The following is a 17649-nucleotide window of genomic DNA, read 5'->3' on the forward strand; positions in this document are numbered from 1 at the left end:
AGCCATTCGGCTGTGGAAAGCAGGGATTCGGGATTGGGGATTCGTAACAGCAGGCTGTGTTGCTGCTTTTGCCAATCCCGAATCCCTAATCCCGACTCCCCGCTCGCCGCCACACGCCCGACCGCCACAGACTCTCGCCGGCGAACAACAGCAACCCGATCCAAATGGCGGCAAAGCCGATCGCCTTGCCCGCGTCGAACGGCTCGCGGAAGAACCACACGCCCAGCAGCAGTTGCAGGCTCGGTGCGATGTACTGCAGCAGCCCCACCAGCGACAGCGGGATACGTCGCACGCCGTAGGCGAAACCGATCAGCGGCACCGCGGTCACCACGCCGCCGAATGCCAGCAGCAGGTCGTTGCGCCAGCCCCACGCGCCGGCGAAGCCACCGCCGTGGCCGGCCTCGCCCCACAGCACGAAGCCCAGCGCCGGCAGGAACAGGTACAGGCTCTCCACGCCCAGCCCGGCCACCGCATCCACCTGCACCAGCTTGCGCAACAGGCCGTACAGCCCGAACGAGCCGGCCAGGCCCAGCGCGATCCATGGCAACGTACCGGCGTCGACCGTCAGCCAGGCCACGCCCAGCGCGGCACAGGCCACCGCCAGCCACTGCAACGGGCGCAGCCGCTCATGCAGTACCAGCACGCCGAGCAGCACGTTGACCAGCGGATTGATGAAGTAGCCCAGGCTGGTCTCGATCACGTGGCCGGCATTGACCGCCCAGATGTACAGGCCCCAGTTGAAGGCGATCGCCAGGCTGCTCAGCGCCAGCGTGGCCAGCGCGCGCGGCTGCGCGGCGATGCGCCGCCACCACTGCAGACGTGCGCTGTACACCAGCCAGGCCACCACCAGCAGCGTGCTCCAGACGATGCGGTGGGCGATGATGTGCGGCGACGGCACCGCCTGCAGCAGGTGCCAGTACACCGGCACCACGCCCCACAGCGCGAAGGTCGCCGCGGTGATCCACAGGCCGCGCCGGGCCTCCTGCGCGGCGACCGCGGTCATCGGCGGGTCCTCGCCACGGTGATCACCACCACGCCGGCCAGGATCACCGCCATCGCACCGAAATCGCTGGCGCTGAAGCGTTCGCTGCCGAGCCAACTGCCCAGCGCCACCGCGATCACCGGATTGACGTAGGCATAGCTGCCGGCCAGCGCCGGGCGTACGTTCTGCAGCAGCCACACGTAGGCGGTGAAGGCGACGATCGAGCCGAACACGCACAGGTAGGCCACCGCCAGCATGCCCTGCGTACTTGGCAGCGTGTGCAGGCGTTCGCCGCTGAGCAGGCCGATCGCCACCAGCATCACCCCGCCGCACAGCATCTGCCCGGCGGCGGCCATGAACGGCATCGGCAGATCGCGTCCGCGTGACCACACCGAGCCGAACGCCCAGCCGACCGGCGCGATCAACAGCAGCACCAGGCCCAGCGGGCTGGCATTGAGGCTGCTGCCGGCGTTGAGCCACACCACGCCGGCGAAGCCGACCACGATCCCCAACCATTCGCCGCGGCTGGCGTGATGGCCGCGCAACGTGCCGAACAGCGCCATCCACAGCGGCACCGAGGCCACCGCCACCGCCGCCAGCCCCGAGGACACCTGACGCTCGGCCAGCACCACCAGGCCATTGCCGCAGACCAGCATCAGCGCGCCGAGCATGGCCAGCGGCCGCCACTGCGCGCGCGTGGGCGCGGGCACCCCGCGCCAGCGCAGCACCGCGTACAGCACGCTGCCGGCGATCACGAAGCGCGTGCCGGAGACCACGCTCAACGGCGGCGCGCCGCCTTCCAGGGCGAAGCGGATCGCCAGATAGGTCGAGCCCCAGACGACATAGACCAGGAACAGGGCGAGAACGACGAAGCCGCCGCGCGCAGGCGCAGCGGCGACAGGAGCAGAAGGCATCGGACGGCGCCAGAGACAGCGGGGGCGCTATTCTAGAGCACCTGGTCTGCGCGCAAGCCGTCTCGCCCGCGCGCGGCGCGCTGCCGCGGCGTACAGATCGTTCGTCGAGAAAGGAGTCGTGGATGACATCACACCGCACCTGGCTCGCGCTGCCCCTGCTGGCGGCGCTCAGCAGCAACAGCGCGGCACGCCCGCCTGCCGGACCCTGGGACTTGAACGGACATCAGTTGCTGGAAGCCCCGCTGGACGGCTCGCTGGCAGACGACCTGGGTCCGCAGCAACCGCAGGAACTGCGGGTCATGGTGTCCTCGCGCACGGCGGCCGCCTACATGCTCGGCATCGCGGCCGGCAGCGAGGGCGCGCAATGGTGCCGACCGGCCGGCCAGTCCGGTCCACCGGATGTCCAGGCCCTGGTCGCCGATCTCGGCGCGCTGCCCGACGCGCGCCTGGACGAGCGCGCCAGCGACCTGGTCGCGCAGGCCCTGGCCAAACGGTATCCCTGCAAACCTGCCAAGCCACGCCGCCCATCGCACTGAGGGCGCCGCCTGCCTCGAGGGCGCGTCGGCGCACGAGGCAGTGATGAAGCCGCTGGCGCGACTACGCGTCGGGCGCCGCACGAGCATCCACACCGGCACCGCAGCCACCGCCAGCGGCACCGGCGCTCCACCGTGATCACCAGGCCGCGGCGCTGCAGGTCCGCATGGGCGCGTCGACAACCAGACCAGCAGCGCGCCGGAGATGAAGGATCTCAACCACGTCGCGTCAGCTGCCGCCACTGTGCATGGCCGACCCGCGCCGCGCTCTGGCCGAAGAAACGAGATCGGCCTCGCGCGAGGAATGTGCCGCTCCATGCAGTTCTGACCATTGAAGTTTCCACCGATCAGCCGACGTCCATGACAGCGCAACTGCAGCCCGCTCCGGCGCTCCGCAGCCCCCGAAAAACCTAAGAGACGGTTCAGCCGCACGGGCGTATCTGTACGCACACACACCTGCTCGCTGTGCACTGCCATGGCCATCGATACCGCACTGTCGCCGCTCGGCACCGTCACGCCTTATGGCACGTCGCCCTATGGCTTTTCCGCAGCGAGTGCCTCCAGCGGTTCGGCTCAAGCTGGCAACCCGATCGTGGCCAGCAACGATCCGGCCGCGGTGCAGCAGGCGGTGGAATTGTCCGGCGAGGCCTCGGTGATCTTCAGCCTCGGCGGCCTCGCGGGAACCACCCCGGCCGACACGGGCCTGACCTACAACGCGGCCGGGCTGTTCAACAGCATCGTCAGCGCCGGCCCGAGCGATGTGGCCTCGTCTGCCGGCACTTCCACCTCGACCGCCGGCGCGTCGACCTCGACCGGCACCGCGCCCTACCCCACCCTCGATCAGGCCACGCAGACATACGACCAGGGCCTGCTCGGCACCATCACCGCGCCGCCGTCGACCCCGGGCCTGTACAACGCCTCCGGCGTCTTCAGCAGCCAGGGCCTGACCCCGCAGCTGTCGTCGCTGCTGCAGTCCGATCCCAGCCTCAGCGGCACGGTCACCGGCGACCTGCTCAACCAGGGCATCGTCGGCGGGTTGATCGACACCACTGCCTGAGCAGTGCGGCATGGTCGCTTGCGGCACCCGCACGCACCTGGCACGGTAGAAACGGCTTCAGGCCACTTCTAGCGCGCGCTTTTCGCAGCCTTGCCGAACACCGCGCTGATCTCTCGCAAGAGCGGCTTCAACCGCGACAGGCATTGCCGGTCACGCCCCGTCGCGGCTGAAGCCGCTTCTACGCGTGGCCTTGCGCCACCCGCGAAGATCTCCTTCTACCGCATACCCAGCGCAACGCACGTATCGCCGGCCATGGCCAACGGCTCCGGCACCGCCCAGCCAACGTGCTGTGACGGCACTCGTATGTCGCTCGACCGGCGTCGCTCAGCCCGGCATCGCCGGACCACAGGCCTCGGCCGGATCGCTGTTCGCCGGCAAGGCATGCCGCTCCAAGGCATCGGCGTCGCCGCCCGCATCGCCGGCCAGCGCATCGTTGGCCGCCTGTGCCGCACCTCCCATGAACAGGGAAGCGGACAGCAGCAACATGCGCATCGGGTTCACGGTCACGACCTGGCAACAAGCGGGCCGCACAGTGTAGAGAATGGCGTCGTGCGGAGACAGCACGGCGACGCATTCGTGTGCGCGAAACCGGCCGCCGTTCAGCGCGCGGGACGATCCAGCCAGCAGGCCAGGCCCTGCGCATTGAGTTCGATGTCCATGTGCAGCACGCGCTCCACGCCGGCATCGTCCAGCGGACAGCCATGCAGCCGCGCCCGCTCCAGATACAGCGCGGTCAGCGCCGCGACCAGGCAGCGATGGCGGTCGGAACGGCCGTCGCAGCCACGCGCGATCGCCACCATCGCCTCCAGTTGCTCCAGCAGTTCCGCCGCCAGCGTCTCGGCGCCCTCCACCGGACCGTAGTGGGTGAGATACAGCGTCTGCGGCGCATAGCCGAGCATGCGCTGGATCGAGGCCTGCATCGCTTCCGGCTCGAACTGCACCGGCGACGAGGTCGGGATCGCGAACGCACCGCGCGTGCTGTCCAGTTCGCGGTAGGACAGGCCGAAGGTGTCGCCACTGAACCAGCTGCGGCTGCGTGCGTCCCACACGCACAGGTGATGGCGGGCGTGCCCGGGGGTGTCGATGCACAACAGCTCGCGCCCGGCCAGCGACAGGCGATGGCCGTCCTCGGCCACCACCACGCGCTCCGCCGGTACCGGCACGATGCTGCCGTAGCTGCGCGCCATCTCCGCCTCGCCGTACACCGCGGTGGCGCCGGCGATCAGCCGCGCCGGATCGATAATGTGCGGCGCACCGCGCGGATGCACCAGCAGACGCGCGTTCGGCAGGTGCTGCAGCAGCGCACCCGCACCGCCGGCATGGTCCAGGTGCACGTGGGTGAGGCTCAGCCAGTCCACGTCGGCCGGCGCCAGACCGGCCTGCGCCAGGGCGTCCAGCAGCAGCGGCACGGCATGGCTGGTGCCGCAGTCGACGAAGGCGCCGCGCCCGTTCTCCACGATCAGGTAAGCGGCATCGAACTGCGCGCGCTGGAAGCCGGTATCGACGAGATGGATGCTGGGATCGCGTGGCATGGCGCAGAAGCGTGGCTGGGCGAGACTCCATTCTAGGCGGTATGGAGGATGCTGCCAGTGCCGTGCGGCAAGGGCCGGATGAGGACGAATAACGGAAACGCTGGAGACCCGACAGCCCATTGCGGGAGGGACTTCAGTCCCGACTGCATGCGGCCGGCAAACACACGCGCTTCGGATGTCGCGATGGAACGCGTCTCTTGTCTGTAGGAGTCGACCGTCATGCAGCCGCGACAAGCGAAGCCGAACGCCGCCTGACACCCTCCGTCGTCGGGACTGAAGTCCCTCCCACAATGCAATCCTTCGACAAGGCTAGTGCCGCCCTGTCCGAGCCGCTTCAGCCGCGACAGGCATTCCTAGGCGACAAGCATTCCTAGGAATGCCTGTCGCGGCTGAAGCCGCTTCTACGATGGACCGCCGCGCGAGCGCTCAGCCCGCCTCGCGCAGCCGCGCCAGCGCCGCCAGCACCGTCTCGGCCGCTGCTTCCAGGGTCACCGGCGCCGCCTGCAGCGCCTCGGCCTGTGCGGCCTGCTTGAGCGCGGCGATGGTCTGCCCGGCGTCGCGCGGCGAGGCGAAGCCGCCGCTCTGCAACAGCAGCACGCCCTCGCCATCGAGCAGCTTGAAGTAGAACTGGCCGTCGGCCTCGCGGTACTGCTTGAAGCTCGGCAGCGCCTGCTTGGCCGCCGCCGCTGCGGTGGCGCCATCGGCCTGCGCCGACAGGTCGCGCAGGCCCACCGCGTGCCGCAACTCGGCCAGGAACGGGATCGCATAGCGTTCGCGCAGGCGCTGCGCGTTGTCGCGCAGGATCGCCTCGATGTCCTGCGGGCGCGCCATCAGCGCCTCGTAGCGCACGCGCATCGGCGCGATCTCGGCATCGATGCGCTCGAACAGCTGCTGCTTGGCCTCGCCCCAGCCGATGCCGGCGGCGAACGCCTGCGCGAACGCGGCCGTCTCCTCGGCGCTGGCGAAGGCCTGGTACAGCTGGAACAGCGCGGAGCCCTCGGTCTCCTTCGGCTCGCCGGGCGCGCGCGAATCGGTGACGATGGCGAACACCCGCTTCTTCAGCTCCTCGCGCGGGGCGAACAGCGGAATGGTGTTGTCGTAGCTCTTGCTCATCTTGCGCCCATCCAGCCCGGGCAGCGTCGCCACCTGCTCGTCGATCAGCGCATCGGGCAGCACGAAGTGCTCGCGGCCGTAGACGTGATTGAAGCGCTGCGCGAAATCGCGCGCCATCTCGATGTGCTGGATCTGGTCGCGGCCCACCGGCACCTGCTGCGCCTTGAACAGCAGGATGTCGGCGGCCATCAGCACCGGATACATGAACAGGCCGGCGGTGACCCCGGCATCGTCGTCCTCGCCGTCGGCGCGGTTCTTGTCCACCGCCGCCTTGTAGGCGTGCGCGCGGTTGAGGATGCCCTTGCCGGCGACGCAGGTCAGGAACCAGGTCAGCTCGTTGGTCTCCGGCACGTCCGACTGGCGGTAGAACCACACCTGCGCCGGATCCAGGCCCGCCGCCAGCCAGGTCGCCGCGATCTCCAGGGTCGAACGCTGGGTCCGCGCCGGGTCCTGCGCCTTGATCAGGCTGTGCAGATCGGCCAGGAAGAAGAAGCTCTCGATGCCGGGACGCCGGCTGGCCTGCAGCGCGGGGCGGATGGCGCCGACGTAGTTGCCAAGGTGCGGCGTGCCGGAGGTGGTGATGCCGGTGAGAACGCGGGTGGTCATGCGGAATGGACGGTCAGGGGGAAACCCGGCGAGTTTACCCGCTGCGCGACAACCCCGTTCCGGCGCGTGGTGCGTTCAATCCGGCGTCCCCGTCCTGGAGTCGCCGCGATGCACGTTCCTGCTCCTTCCCTGCCCCGCCGTTCCCGTTCCCTCGCCGTGCTCGCCTTCGCGCTGCTGTGCATCGGCGGGCTGTGCGGCTTTCGTCCATGGCCGTCGCCACCGGCCTCGGCGCCGGCGGTGCAGCTGCAGGTGATCGATCGCGATGCCGGCGACGATCCGCTGCCCGCGCATGCCTGGCGCGGCGAGCGCTGGATCGCCGCCACGCCCGGCCACCGCTACGCGTTGCGCCTGACCAACCTGACCGGCGCGCGGGTGCTGGTGGTGCTGTCGGTGGACGGCGTCAACGCGGTCAGTGGCCAGACCGCGGCCAGCGACCAGCGCGGCTATGTGCTGGCGCCGTGGCAACAAACCGAGATCGCCGGGTGGCGCAAATCGTCCGAGGACGTGGCGCAGTTCGTGTTCACCGACCTGGAGGACAGCTATGCGGCACGCACCGGACGTCCGCGCAACGTGGGCGTGATCGGCATGGCGGTGTTCGACGAAACGCGGGCATGGCCCGATACCGTCCCGGGGGACGCAGGCGTCGACGCCGAGAGAGCTGCCAACGCAGCAGCGCGCGCGGCAACGCCCGGCGTCCCGGCGCCGGACGCGCTGCCTGCACCGGCAGCGGCCGCCGGCGTCCCGCAACGCAGTGCGGCCGCGCCCCTCGCGGCGGCACCGTCCGCGGACGCACGCGCGTATGCACGCGCGTATGCACGCGAAGGCACTTCCGCTGCCCGCGTACAGCAGCGCCTAGGCACCGGCCACGGCGCGCGCGAGTGGTCGCCCTCGCGCGTCACCGAATTCGAGCGCGCCAGCGACGTGCCGATGCAACGGACCGAGCTGCGCTACGACAGCCGCGCACGGCTGATCGCACGCGGCGTGCTGCCGCGGAACCTGCCGCCGCGGCGCGTGGCGGTTGCGCCAAGCGCGTTTCCCGGCGACTACGTGCCCGATCCGCCGGAGCGCTGAACTTCCCGCGCATGCAAAAAGCACGGGCCGCAATGCGGCCCGTGTCGACGACGCTGCGGCGGTGTGCGCCTCAGTCGTGGTATTCCTTGCCCAGGCTGTCGCGGAACGCGTGCACTTCCTTCTCGGCGCGATCGCGCGCCCAGCCGTAGCGCTCCTGCAGCTTGCCGGCCAGGTACTGGGTGTTGCCTTCGGCAACGTCGAAGTCGTCGTCGGTGAGGTCGCCCCACTGCGCCTTGATCTTGCCCTTGAGCTGGGTCCACTTGCCGGCAATGATGTCTTTGTTCATGGCATCTCTCGTGATGTGTAAGCGGCGCCGTACGCCGCCCACGCAGCATTGCGCGGCCTGCGTCGCGAACCGATCAACGCAGCGTCAGCGATGCATGAGCATCGTGAACCGTTACGTGGTGGTCGGCAGCCGCGCAAAAAAAACGGGCCGGCAAGCCGGCCCGTTTCTGGTCACCGAGACGAGGCTCAGTTCTTGGCGGCGTCTTGGACCTTCTCGCCCGCCTTCTGCACGTCCTTGCCGGCACCGGCAACGGTGTTGCAACCGGCCAGCAGGCCCACCGAGAACATCGCCAGCAGCATCCACGCAAACGTACGCTTCATAGGTTCACTCCTTGCTTACTTGGTCATGGGACGCGGCACGCAGGCCGCGCGAAACTCAGCACTTGCCCGCGCTGCAATCCTTGGCGGTGTCTTCCACCTTCTCGCCCGCCTTCTGCATGTCCTTGCCGGCGCCGGCAACGGTGTTGCAGCCGGTCAGCACACCAGCGCAAAACAGGGTCAGCATCAACAGGGTGGTCAGTCGCTTCATCGGGTCGTCCTCGGCAATCGCAGGTGGTCGGGGTGGGCGGCGATAGGCGTCGCCGCGCTACCGTCTGGGGGTGAATCTGCCGTCACGACTGTGGATTTCACGTGAATGAACCGGCGCCCCATTCAGGGTGAGCCCGCGTCGCTCAGTCCCGCATCAGGGTCGATTTGCCGAACAGGCTCTCCACCAGGTCCACGGCCAGCTCCGCGGTCAGGTTGCGGTGGTCCAGCACCGGATTCAGCTCCACGATGTCCAGCGAGGCCATGCGCCCGCTGTCGGCGATCATCTCCATCACCAGCTGCGCCTCGCGGTAGTTGGGGCCGCCGGGCACGGTGGTGCCGACACCCGGGGCGATGCTGGGGTCGAGGAAATCCACGTCGAAGCTGACGTGCAGATGGGTGTCGGCGTCCAGCCCGTCCAGCGCCGCCTCCATGGTCCGCTTCATGCCCATCTCGTCGATGTAGCGCATGTCGTACACGTCGACGCGGTGCTGCTTGATCAGCCGCTTCTCGTCCGGGTCGACCGAGCGGATGCCGATCTGCCGCACCTGCTCCGGGCGCAGCGCCGGCGCGCTGCCGCCGAGCTCGGTCAGCGCCTGCGGGCCCAGCCCGCACAGGCAGGCCACCGGCATGCCGTGCACGTTGCCCGACGGCGTGACCTCGCTGGTATTGAAGTCCGAATGCGCGTCCAGCCACAGCACCCGCAGCTTGCGGCCCTGCTCGCGGCAGTACCGCGCCACCGCGGTGATCGAACCGATGCCCAGGCAATGGTCGCCGCCGAGCACGATCGGCATGCGCCCGGCGCGCAGCTCGGCGTAGCTGGCCTCCATCAGCGCGCGGTTCCAGGCCACCACCTCGTCCAGGTGGCGGTAGCCGTCGACCGGGGCCTGCCAGGGATTGCGCGGGCCATCGATGTTGCCGATGTCGCGCACCTCCACGCCACGATTGGCCAGCGCCTCGTGCAGGCCGGCGATGCGCAGTGCCTCCGGCCCCATGCGCGCACCGCGATGGCCGGCCCCGATGTCGGTAGGCACGCCGATCAGGGACACCGGCAGAAAGGACGACTTCATGCGCATACGCTCCAGCCAAAAAAGTGACCCAGTCTAGCGGGACCGGCATGTCACGACTCGCCGCGTCGCAGCAGGCGGGGCGGTGCTAGACAGCATCAGTGCCTGCGAGACTTACCCAATGCAGGGCCGGAGTTTGTGCTGACGTAGAACCAAGAGTTCAGCGGTGCATTGCAGTAAGGCAACCTTGGCAACAGGCATGTGTGCTCCACCTCAAGCGGCGCGAATTGGAGTAGTCACTGTCCACTTCGGACCATGCTGGCATGATGCACTCAACCAATAAGCAACTCTTTTCGTTGGGTAGAGATGAGCTATTAGCTCGGCTGCTGCCCGCCGACGTAGATCTGAATAGCTTGATCGCCTCTCAGAACTCTGAGAGCGTTCTCCATCACCGCGCTTCCCATTTCCGTATTATCCACGACGGCCTGCGGGTGATAAGCACCGTTTGCAATTTCGACGCGATCGAACTCAAACCCACGTTCCGCTGCCATGGATTCAAGAAGATTTGTAAAGAGCTCGACAAGCTGGGTGTTGTGCCGGATTAGCTCATCGCGATCACCCCCAAGCCTAATGTTCAGATGGGCGATGTACTCTCGCCATCTGTCCAGAACCAATTGGCACTTCCTGGAGCGTAGCCTCCTACCACTGTCATTGAAAGCGATCGTGATCGAATTCAGCGCTTCAATGTGAGGCGCAGTCAGTCGATTAGCGCGCGTCGTCATCAATGTTGTAAATATCCAGGAGCGCATGTCGGAAACGCGGCGCTTCCGCTCCACCCATTTTTGAGCCTGCACAGCGAGAATGGGGCCAAGCACTGTCGCCAAGATAATAAGCCAATCGCTAATTGTTACCTTCACTGTAATTTCCCCGTAGCTACATTATGGCAAGCCAGAGCTTAGCGCTGTCCGGCACAATCTTAGGAAGAATCATGCAGGAGTGCCAATTTAGCGACGCCTCACTGATTAATACTGCTCCGCGGCGCGCACTGCGGATCAAGTGGGAAACCGCGCTTACGGAGTGCACGCACTACTTTTTTACCTAAATCAATGGTGCCGCTTATCTTAACAGAGCGGATAACCTACTGTTTGCAAGGACCGCGGCGACCGCGAACGCTACGAACAAGTAGGCACTGAGTAGGCACGAAGCCGGCGAACAAGCAGGGACGGCGAAGGCTTGCACGATGCAAACCTTTGTTTTACAGGGGATTAGATGGTGCCGCTTATCGGACACGAATCCCCTTGCGCCACAAGGGCTGGAGGGGTGCCGTGTGCCTTTCGTGAGCCCGGCCATGCCTGATCGCGTAGTCCGGATCGACCAAGTGGCGGCGCTCAGGAAGAGCAAGATCGGCTGAATGAGTGGCACTCTTGGCACTGCGGACACGATCAAGGAGTAACGATGCCTCAGCTTTGCCTATCTCGCGACGAAATAGCCGAGCTTTGCCGCTCGCCCCAGCGTGCCCGGCAGGCTAGGTTCCTTCAGCAGAATGGGATACGGCACTACCTAGACGCATATGGTTGGCCAGTGGTTTTGCGCTCTGCGGTTGAGCCGACAGAGAAGCAGAAGCCCGCCATTCCCGAGTGGAAGTCGAACAAGGCTCCATAGCGCTCTGCACCCCTAAGGCAAACCCCGCCGGAGCGGGGTTGTGGCTGCATCTAAGAAAGCAAATTACTGATAAACAAAGTATCTATCTCGCCATCCTTCATTAGAGCCTTTCCGCTCACCTTGATCAGCGCAGCGCTTGCTAAAGCTGCGGCGTAAGGGTTAGGAATAGCAGCTCCAGCAGGATCAGTAATCTTCGCTTTTATGCGCTTGGAGTCGTCATCTGTCAATCTAACTTTGGCGGTGCCATTCTCTGTATCGTATTCGGAGATGGAAAGCTCCCACATGCGCTCAGGACCCACTTCCATCTCAGCGTCCTCACGTATGGCTCTTGCAGTCGGCTCGTCAATTACATATCGGCCTGCGACAGTCATAGTGGTGCACGTTCTACCTACAGGAGCAACAGCTTGCCTAACCGCCGGGCGCAGCGAATCCGCCATCTTTTCGAGCGTGGCGTGAAGCTTGTCCTGATTACTGCTCTGCATCGCCAGGACTTTGTCCAAGGCATCTTTGAGCATTTTCATTTCTTCTCTCTTCCCGCTTGCACGGCTGAACACCCAGGCTAGAAGTGCTCCTATTGCTGGACCGGCGACACCGCTGAACAGTTGCTGCTGCTGTGCGAACTGAATTACTGCTTCCATTGTATAGCAGTTGGCTCTCGGCTCGTTGACCAAGACCCTGACGTTCATAGCCTGGTACTGCTTTGCATACTCGCCAGTCACGACGAAATTGCTGGTGACGGCCAAGATCCTGGCCATGCCCTGCAAGGACTCTCCTAAGACGTTGAGTTCAATGCTGTGCTGGGCGGCATCCCCGCCGTCATAGCGGATTGGGACTAGGGCAATCTCCCTATCATAGTCTCCCTGTGTCTCTTCCATCGCTCCATCCCATAAGCGCCACCTTTGGCCGCCCGAGCATAGCAACAGCCTGAACGACGTGCGGAGACAGATGCGGTGCCGGCCTACCTGCGGCTGGCAGGGGCAAGTCCTGCAGGGACTGGCGAAGCAGTTTTAGCCCCGCAACGCCCTTTCCAACCTCTTCTCCTCGCGCGTAGGCTGCATCACCCCGGCAGGTTGGAGACCCGCCTGAAGCTCTTGCCGTAGCCGTGTAGCGTGGGCGCAGGCCCAGCGCTCTATCGAACGCATTGCGGCCTCTCGGCTGCGGAAATAGGCGTGCGGATATGAGATGCCCGAATCATCATGCCTGTTCACACAAGCAATCCAGGTTCCATAAATGGCTGTCTGGCTGACTCCGGCCACGATCCGCGTCCCGCACCGAAGCCAATCCTGCCCCCATCGGTTGGTAGGTTCCCACTCGAAGTCAGGAGGCAGTTCGTAGCGCATGCCAGCGATGCTATACGCGGCCGTCGCATAGCCCGAGACGCCAGCCTTAAGCGCTCAGGATGCCGGGATTGACGCTGCTCAGGCGTCGCGCGGGTTGAGCGGCCTCACTGGCGCCCGCGTCCGGCATGGTCAGGATCTCGCCGGCGCCGGACTGGCGCTATCGGACGGTGCCGCGGCGAGGTGTAGGAAATGTCTGGTCCTCGCGCCAGGCGCGGCCGTGTGGTATCCATCGCTTCCCACCGGCCACGAAGGACCAGAGCCATGCAGCAAGCTGCCCAAGTGATTGCCGCGTCTGGCAGCCTGGCCGTGCTGCTGCCGGCGATGCACTTCGTGGTGGCTATCCACCTGTGGGAGGCCACCGTCGCCGCCGCGGTGCATCCGTTCCCTACGTCCTCCTGGTTCCGCCGATGGGCCGGCTACGTCTACCTCGGCCTGGCCTGGGCTGGAATCGTGCTGGTGGCCGCGCTCGGCGCAGCGGACATGCTGGCATGGGCGCCCGGCTCGTGGGGCCGTGTGGACGAGGACGGCGCCTACACCTCGTTCGGCGCGTTGGCGGGATACCTGGCTGGCCTAGCGCTGGGAACGATGGTCTTCCTCTCCCTCCTGCGCCGCGCTGAGGCGAGCCCAAGCGGCCTACGCCGGATCCGCGAGGCCGAGCTGCGGCAAGAGTAGCGCGCTAGTTTGGGAACAGCTGGAACTGCAGACGATTGCCGCGGTTCATCCCCACCGCCACCAGCGTCCCGCCCACTGCGGTCTTCAAAACGTGCTCGGTCTGGAATCGTTCGCGCTGCGCTCTGAAGCACAGGTTGTTCCCGCTCACGTAGGCAAGGATCACGTCGCTGTTGTTCGACTCCACCAGGCGCTTTTCATCGTTGGCCAGGCGCGGCGTCACCATGCCGGGGAAGGACGAAAACACCATGGCGTTCACCGCGGTGTCGAACCAGTAGAGCCAGGCCACGCCGGATTGCACGAAGGCGATGTAAGCCACCATGTTCTGGTCGAAAGCCAGCGCCACTTCGCTGATGTTCGGGCGACTGAAGTACACGAACGGGGCGACCGTCTCGGCCGAGAGCCACACATCGTTCCCGATAACTTCCACGGTCCACAGCTGCACGTCTATGCCCGCGCTGCCGTCCTGTAGAGCGCGCCCACCACGCTCGTAATCTTTCAGCGGGACCGTGCGCCGGCTGACCGGCTCCACGAAGCTGGACTGGATCGGCTGCGTAGACAGCCTGTTCTGTGGGATCACGAGTAGCGCCCCCAGGAGACGCGCACGTTGATGCTCATGGTCTTGGTGTTGTCCTTCGGGATCACCGGGGTGACGCTCATCTGGAACGAGCCCATGATCGACATGAAACGGAACGATCCGATTCCCCCAGGCGCATTGCCGCGCGTCACGTCCCAGATCACGGTGTGGTCGCGGTAATAGTTGCCGTTGACATACGCGCTGGCGCTGCCGGTCTGTGCCGGGAAACCGGTGCCGGCGGGACTGCCAGTGATATCGCCAAGGGTCTGCGTCGAGTAGGCCTGGCAATAGCCATTGCCGGCGGGCGTATTGACCATGACGCCAAAACTACCTGACCCAATCCATGCGCCAGGCGCCCACAGGCCGGTGTAACTGTTGTCCGTCACGCTCTGGGCGCGGACGATGCCGCTGTAAGAAACGCCGGAGATAGTTGCCGACCACGGAACGTCGGCAGTGGGCGGGTAATTCCGGCACTCGTAGGTGACATCCAGGATCTCGTCCGGCAGCACGGTGATCGTGGTGGGGTTTCCGCTACCGTCCAGGATGAGCGCGCGCGACCAGCAAACGCCCGCAGATGCGTCGGTGAAGATGCCAACTTCCGCCAAGTTGCCCGCCGCGACGCCCGCGTCGAAGCGGTAGGTGATTCGGCGCCATCCGAAGTAGGGCGCAGCGCCCTGTGCGCCGTTGGTATCCGACTGCTTGGTAGAACTGCGCGCCACCTGGCTGACCAGCGCCGTGTCGGTGAATGCAGGGGTCGTGCTGCCGGAGCCGACGCCGCAGGCAAAGAAAATCTGCCCGCTGCTGAGGCCACCCCAGTTTGCCGTTGCGCCCAGTTCGTTCAGGCCAGCGTTGGTGATGAGATTGGAAAACCAGTCGGCGGCCACCCGGCGACTACCGGCAATCTCGTTTCCATCGGCATCTGCGCGGAACGCTTCCACCTTGAAGCGGCCGGCCAGTTTCATTTCCAAATCTACGTTGATCATGCGAGTGTTCCTCCAGTGATGGTTGCCGCAGGCGTGATGCTTTCCAGCGGGATGGTGTACTGCACAAGGATGGCGCGAATTTCGCCGCCAGTGATCGCCATGGCCGGTGTCACGCTTTCCGGCGGGATGGTGTAGGACTTCAAAATCTGCCGGATTTCGCCGGTCAGAATGGTCATGGAGGTGCTTACGGCTTCCGGCGGCCACGCGGTATAGGCCCGGACCAGCGGCCGAAGCTCGCCTCCCAGAATGGTTAAGGACGCATTGCCCAACGAATCCATGAATTGGTAGGTAGGCGGAACACGGACAACACCGCCAGTGATGCCAGTACCTGCCTGCAGGCCATCCGCAGGCATGACGATGGGATACAGCTGCGTGGTGTAGTAGAGGGCCTGTTCGCCGATGTACCCGGCCCAGAGTGCTTCGCGTCCAGCGGAATCTCGTACCCGCAACTGAATGTAGAACTGCCGATCTTCGTTCAGCCCTATTATGGTTGGAAGGTTCCACATCGCATTATCGAAGCGAACACCACCGCTGTAGTTGGCCGTCGTCCACACCGCGAAGCGAACCTGTGACGCACCCACCGGCGCCGCCGCGCTTACCCGTGATTCCTGGTATCGGCTATTGTTCCCTCGGATCAAGTTGCCCTGACTGGTGCGCAGCACGTTGCCGTCGGCGTCCTGCCAGATGAGCCGCACGTTGCCGCGGTTCTGGGACTTGTCGGTGTCGTCCAGCGCGATCATCGCGCTCGCCACGACAACCTGGGTCGGGTAGCAACGCCCGATCGTGGTGTTCGTCCACAGCGCCTCGATGCCACCGGCGTGCCCGACCCCGGTTTCGCCAAGGTAGTAGGCACTGTATTGCCCAGCGAAAGGTCGGGCGGTTGACACCTCGATCGCCTTGGGCGACGCCGACTGCTGGCCGCTCAGGGTGATGTTCCAGCCTCCCAGGTTGCCGTTCTCCAGGCCTGGATTGAACAGCGGCGTCACGTTGGCGCTGTAAGCCGGCCAGGCCACCACCACTTCGCTCGTGGCGTTGTCGACAAAAACCATCGCGCCCGGCGGCAGCTGATCGCCTCCGATCTGCAGCACGCTGCACGGGCCGATCGCGTTCTGGATCTGCAGCCGCCCCTCGTATGGCATCAGCAGCCGGTAGCCGGGAAGCATGCCGACCACGCGGAGCGGGAGAACGCCGAGCGTCTGGTCCAGGTCCGGTCGATCGTACAGAAGGTTTCCGACGCTCATCAGAGCACCCTCTTGCCCACCAGATAGACCCGCAGGCCCTTGGCGCCGGCCGTGCCGATCTGGTCCACGTCGACCGTCACCTCGTCGCCGACGAACAGCACAGCACTGCCCGACGCATACACGGGTGGCGTTGCAGCCAGGCGGGTCGTCCGCTCGTTGTTGTCGAAGGTCAGCTTGGTGGAGAGGATGCTCGTCCCGTTGCGATTGACGTCAACGGTCAGCGGGACCCCGGCGGTCTGCGCCACGACCACCGACGCGTAGATTCCACCCTCAGCGACGGGCAGCAGCTCGAAGCCGTAGGGCATGACGAACGATGCCTTGCCAGTGCCTGCGTCGATGTTGGTTCCGATCAGCGCCGTGGCGTCGGGCAGATCGAAGCACTGCACGTCGCCCGAGACGGCCGGCCGCAAGAGGTCGCCGGAAACCGCCCATCTGCCGCCGCTTGCCTGCATGCAGGTTGCGCTAATGATGCTGCCCAGCCCGCGCGTCTCGGCGACGAAACCCGGCGACGGCAGCAGCGTCCCAGGCGCCTGCACGGCCAGCTTCACCTTGCCCACGCCGAGCTGCAGCACGCTGAAGTATTCGCCATCCCTCCAGTCGTTCGCCGCGCCTGTGTTCGCACGCACGGTCAGCACCACATCGACGGATGTGTCAATGATGATGAGCGAGTTCTGGAACGATCCGTCGACGATAGTGTCACCCTCGATACCCGTGATGATCCTTGGCGCCGTGGTGGTGATCGGCGATGGCCCGGTGTAGGGCCGCGCGTAGCCGCGCAGGACCGTGAAGCCGTGCAGTCCAGCGGCCGGTGCCACCGCGAATCGCAAGATCGATTCGGTGGTGTCCGCGCCGACCACGACGGTGAAATCCTCCTCGGGCCGCAACACGCGGTAGTCGGCGGCGCCGGCTGTCCGCTCCATCGCTGAATCGTAGAACAGCGAGTTCCCGACATCCGCACCGGGGATCGGGAAGTCGACGGTGGTGCCGTCTCCTAGCCAGGACCAGCTGCGCGGCGCGACGCCGACAGATCCGCCGCCGTTTTGGATCTGCTCGACGTAGGTGTAGAGCGTGCGCATGTTCACGGCGTCCTGCTCCGCGATGCCGTCGCCCACGCGCACGATGCGCATGCCCTTCGCATCCCACACGAACTGGCCGGAATCCGGGTCCAGCACCAGCACCAGCGATCCGTCGGCCAGCTGCTGGATCTGCATCACGCGGTAGTCGAATGCGCCCTCGTGCAGCTCCGGCAGGAACCTGCCCTGATTGGTGATGTCGGTAGGCTGGTCGTAGGGCACCAGCCGCAGGATCAAGATGTCCGCGTTCGCCGCCGGTGCGGTGTTGAACTTGATGACGGTCTGCGACGAGGCCACGCCTACGCCCGTCACTGTGTACTGGGAGCTGGGGATGAGCGCGTAGTTCGGATCGGTGCCGACGAACACCTGCAGGTGGCTGGCGGAGAAAGCTCGCGGGCCGGTGAAATCGGTCGCGACGCCGTTGCCCTGGTAGGCCTTGCGGCGATCGTTTGCGGTGATGGTCATGGATGCTCCAAAGC

General features: G+C 65.8%; 19 protein-coding genes and 1 pseudogene. 5 read left to right on the forward strand and 15 right to left on the reverse strand.

The annotated features are described in order from the left end of the window. Window positions 1–85 precede the first annotated feature (85 nt). Together rarD and yedA are read right to left on the reverse strand one after the other, a co-directional pair. Window positions 86–1003 carry an EamA family transporter RarD gene (rarD, locus tag SLW52_RS16555; protein ID WP_320740738.1) on the reverse strand — a complete coding sequence of 306 codons (918 nt, stop codon included), beginning with the start codon at window positions 1001–1003 and terminating at the stop codon, window positions 86–88. Continuing rightward, window positions 1000–1896: a drug/metabolite exporter YedA gene (gene yedA / locus SLW52_RS16560; RefSeq protein ID WP_148829938.1), complete on the reverse strand. Its 897-nt coding sequence runs from the start codon at window positions 1894–1896 to the stop codon at window positions 1000–1002. The genes rarD and yedA overlap by 4 nt, the downstream gene beginning before the upstream one ends. Window positions 1897–2018: 122 nt before the next feature. On the opposite strand from yedA, the gene SLW52_RS16565 reads away from it, so the two are divergent. Next, complete coding sequence (locus tag SLW52_RS16565) at window positions 2019–2432, forward strand: Rap1a/Tai family immunity protein (RefSeq protein WP_267083913.1); 414 nt, start codon at window positions 2019–2021, stop codon at window positions 2430–2432. A gap of 472 nt (window positions 2433–2904) precedes the next feature. Then, on the forward strand, window positions 2905–3486 hold the full coding sequence (locus SLW52_RS16570; RefSeq protein ID WP_267083914.1) for a hypothetical protein: 582 nt from the start codon (window positions 2905–2907) through the stop codon (window positions 3484–3486). A gap of 381 nt (window positions 3487–3867) precedes the next feature. Here the strand turns inward: SLW52_RS16570 and SLW52_RS16575 are convergent. From SLW52_RS16575 to SLW52_RS16585, 3 genes and pseudogenes are all read right to left on the reverse strand, one after another. Next, window positions 3868–3978: pseudogene (locus SLW52_RS16575) on the reverse strand (peptidase); the annotation flags it as partial. Window positions 3979–4085: 107 nt separating this feature from the next. Next, window positions 4086–5018: an MBL fold metallo-hydrolase gene (locus SLW52_RS16580; protein WP_267083915.1), complete on the reverse strand. Its 933-nt coding sequence runs from the start codon at window positions 5016–5018 to the stop codon at window positions 4086–4088. 426 nt (window positions 5019–5444) lie between these two features. Continuing rightward, entirely contained in the window at window positions 5445–6737 is a 1293-nt protein-coding gene (locus tag SLW52_RS16585) for a tryptophan--tRNA ligase (protein WP_267083916.1), read from the reverse strand. Window positions 6738–6893: 156 nt separating this feature from the next. Between SLW52_RS16585 and SLW52_RS16590 the strand changes: the two genes are divergently transcribed. Further along, on the forward strand, window positions 6894–7808 hold the full coding sequence (locus SLW52_RS16590) for a hypothetical protein (RefSeq protein ID WP_267083917.1): 915 nt from the start codon (window positions 6894–6896) through the stop codon (window positions 7806–7808). 70 nt (window positions 7809–7878) lie between these two features. On the opposite strand, the gene SLW52_RS16595 is transcribed toward SLW52_RS16590, so the two are convergent. The 5 genes from SLW52_RS16595 to SLW52_RS16615 form a co-directional block, all read right to left on the reverse strand. Beyond that, entirely contained in the window at window positions 7879–8094 is a 216-nt protein-coding gene (locus tag SLW52_RS16595; RefSeq protein ID WP_010341025.1) for a CsbD family protein, read from the reverse strand. Between the two features lie 185 nt (window positions 8095–8279). After that, window positions 8280–8414: an entericidin A/B family lipoprotein gene (locus tag SLW52_RS16600; RefSeq protein WP_026143575.1), complete on the reverse strand. Its 135-nt coding sequence runs from the start codon at window positions 8412–8414 to the stop codon at window positions 8280–8282. A 55-nt stretch (window positions 8415–8469) separates the two neighbouring features. Then, window positions 8470–8622 (reverse strand): entericidin A/B family lipoprotein, encoded by a 153-nt coding sequence (locus tag SLW52_RS16605; RefSeq protein WP_017908941.1) that lies wholly within the window; start codon window positions 8620–8622, stop codon window positions 8470–8472. Window positions 8623–8764: 142 nt separating this feature from the next. Then, window positions 8765–9688 carry an arginase gene (rocF, locus tag SLW52_RS16610; protein WP_026144365.1) on the reverse strand — a complete coding sequence of 308 codons (924 nt, stop codon included), beginning with the start codon at window positions 9686–9688 and terminating at the stop codon, window positions 8765–8767. A 311-nt stretch (window positions 9689–9999) separates the two neighbouring features. Beyond that, window positions 10000–10542 (reverse strand): DUF6680 family protein, encoded by a 543-nt coding sequence (locus SLW52_RS16615; protein WP_267083918.1) that lies wholly within the window; start codon window positions 10540–10542, stop codon window positions 10000–10002. A gap of 538 nt (window positions 10543–11080) precedes the next feature. Between SLW52_RS16615 and SLW52_RS16620 the strand changes: the two genes are divergently transcribed. Continuing rightward, window positions 11081–11287: a DUF4224 domain-containing protein gene (locus tag SLW52_RS16620; protein WP_320740739.1), complete on the forward strand. Its 207-nt coding sequence runs from the start codon at window positions 11081–11083 to the stop codon at window positions 11285–11287. 50 nt (window positions 11288–11337) lie between these two features. Here SLW52_RS16620 and SLW52_RS16625 read toward each other — a convergent pair whose 3' ends face one another. Then, window positions 11338–12162, reverse strand: coding sequence for a hypothetical protein (locus tag SLW52_RS16625; RefSeq protein ID WP_320740740.1), 825 nt, complete (start codon window positions 12160–12162; stop codon window positions 11338–11340). Between the two features lie 726 nt (window positions 12163–12888). Here SLW52_RS16625 and SLW52_RS16630 point away from each other — a divergent pair. Next, window positions 12889–13299 carry a hypothetical protein gene (locus SLW52_RS16630; RefSeq protein WP_320740741.1) on the forward strand — a complete coding sequence of 137 codons (411 nt, stop codon included), beginning with the start codon at window positions 12889–12891 and terminating at the stop codon, window positions 13297–13299. Between the two features lie 4 nt (window positions 13300–13303). Here the strand turns inward: SLW52_RS16630 and SLW52_RS16635 are convergent, their stop codons facing one another. The 4 genes from SLW52_RS16635 to SLW52_RS16650 are packed head-to-tail and all read right to left on the reverse strand — an operon-like array spanning window position 13304 to window position 17635. Then, window positions 13304–13876, reverse strand: coding sequence for a hypothetical protein (locus SLW52_RS16635; protein WP_320740742.1), 573 nt, complete (start codon window positions 13874–13876; stop codon window positions 13304–13306). Then, complete coding sequence (locus tag SLW52_RS16640; protein ID WP_320740743.1) at window positions 13873–14856, reverse strand: hypothetical protein; 984 nt, start codon at window positions 14854–14856, stop codon at window positions 13873–13875. The genes SLW52_RS16635 and SLW52_RS16640 overlap by 4 nt, the downstream gene beginning before the upstream one ends. Further along, a complete protein-coding gene (locus SLW52_RS16645) occupies window positions 14853–16097 on the reverse strand; it encodes a hypothetical protein (RefSeq protein ID WP_320740744.1) in 1245 nt (414 codons plus the stop codon). Before SLW52_RS16645 ends, SLW52_RS16640 begins: the two co-directional genes overlap by 4 nt. Beyond that, on the reverse strand, window positions 16097–17635 hold the full coding sequence (locus SLW52_RS16650) for a hypothetical protein (RefSeq protein WP_320740745.1): 1539 nt from the start codon (window positions 17633–17635) through the stop codon (window positions 16097–16099). The genes SLW52_RS16645 and SLW52_RS16650 overlap by 1 nt, the downstream gene beginning before the upstream one ends. Window positions 17636–17649 lie beyond the last annotated feature (14 nt).

This window comes from Xanthomonas sp. LF02-5, from assembly GCF_034105325.1.
Classification (GTDB): domain Bacteria; phylum Pseudomonadota; class Gammaproteobacteria; order Xanthomonadales; family Xanthomonadaceae; genus Xanthomonas_A; species Xanthomonas_A sontii.

Excerpts from the sequence above, each read along its gene's own strand:
- rarD (WP_320740738.1), bottom strand. The coding sequence starts at position 1,003 with ATGACCGCGGTCGCCGCGCAGGAGGCCCGGCGCGGCCTGTGGATCACC.
- yedA (WP_148829938.1), bottom strand. The coding sequence starts at position 1,896 with ATGCCTTCTGCTCCTGTCGCCGCTGCGCCTGCGCGCGGCGGCTTCGTC.
- SLW52_RS16565 (WP_267083913.1), top strand. The coding sequence starts at position 2,019 with ATGACATCACACCGCACCTGGCTCGCGCTGCCCCTGCTGGCGGCGCTC.
- SLW52_RS16570 (WP_267083914.1), top strand. The coding sequence starts at position 2,905 with ATGGCCATCGATACCGCACTGTCGCCGCTCGGCACCGTCACGCCTTAT.
- SLW52_RS16580 (WP_267083915.1), bottom strand. The coding sequence starts at position 5,018 with ATGCCACGCGATCCCAGCATCCATCTCGTCGATACCGGCTTCCAGCGC.
- SLW52_RS16585 (WP_267083916.1), bottom strand. The coding sequence starts at position 6,737 with ATGACCACCCGCGTTCTCACCGGCATCACCACCTCCGGCACGCCGCAC.
- SLW52_RS16595 (WP_010341025.1), bottom strand. The coding sequence starts at position 8,094 with ATGAACAAAGACATCATTGCCGGCAAGTGGACCCAGCTCAAGGGCAAG.
- SLW52_RS16600 (WP_026143575.1), bottom strand. The coding sequence starts at position 8,414 with ATGAAGCGTACGTTTGCGTGGATGCTGCTGGCGATGTTCTCGGTGGGC.
- SLW52_RS16605 (WP_017908941.1), bottom strand. The coding sequence starts at position 8,622 with ATGAAGCGACTGACCACCCTGTTGATGCTGACCCTGTTTTGCGCTGGT.
- rocF (WP_026144365.1), bottom strand. The coding sequence starts at position 9,688 with ATGAAGTCGTCCTTTCTGCCGGTGTCCCTGATCGGCGTGCCTACCGAC.
- SLW52_RS16620 (WP_320740739.1), top strand. The coding sequence starts at position 11,081 with ATGCCTCAGCTTTGCCTATCTCGCGACGAAATAGCCGAGCTTTGCCGC.
- SLW52_RS16625 (WP_320740740.1), bottom strand. The coding sequence starts at position 12,162 with ATGGAAGAGACACAGGGAGACTATGATAGGGAGATTGCCCTAGTCCCA.
- SLW52_RS16630 (WP_320740741.1), top strand. The coding sequence starts at position 12,889 with ATGCAGCAAGCTGCCCAAGTGATTGCCGCGTCTGGCAGCCTGGCCGTG.
- SLW52_RS16640 (WP_320740743.1), bottom strand. The coding sequence starts at position 14,856 with ATGATCAACGTAGATTTGGAAATGAAACTGGCCGGCCGCTTCAAGGTG.
- SLW52_RS16645 (WP_320740744.1), bottom strand. The coding sequence starts at position 16,097 with ATGAGCGTCGGAAACCTTCTGTACGATCGACCGGACCTGGACCAGACG.
- SLW52_RS16650 (WP_320740745.1), bottom strand. The coding sequence starts at position 17,635 with ATGACCATCACCGCAAACGATCGCCGCAAGGCCTACCAGGGCAACGGC.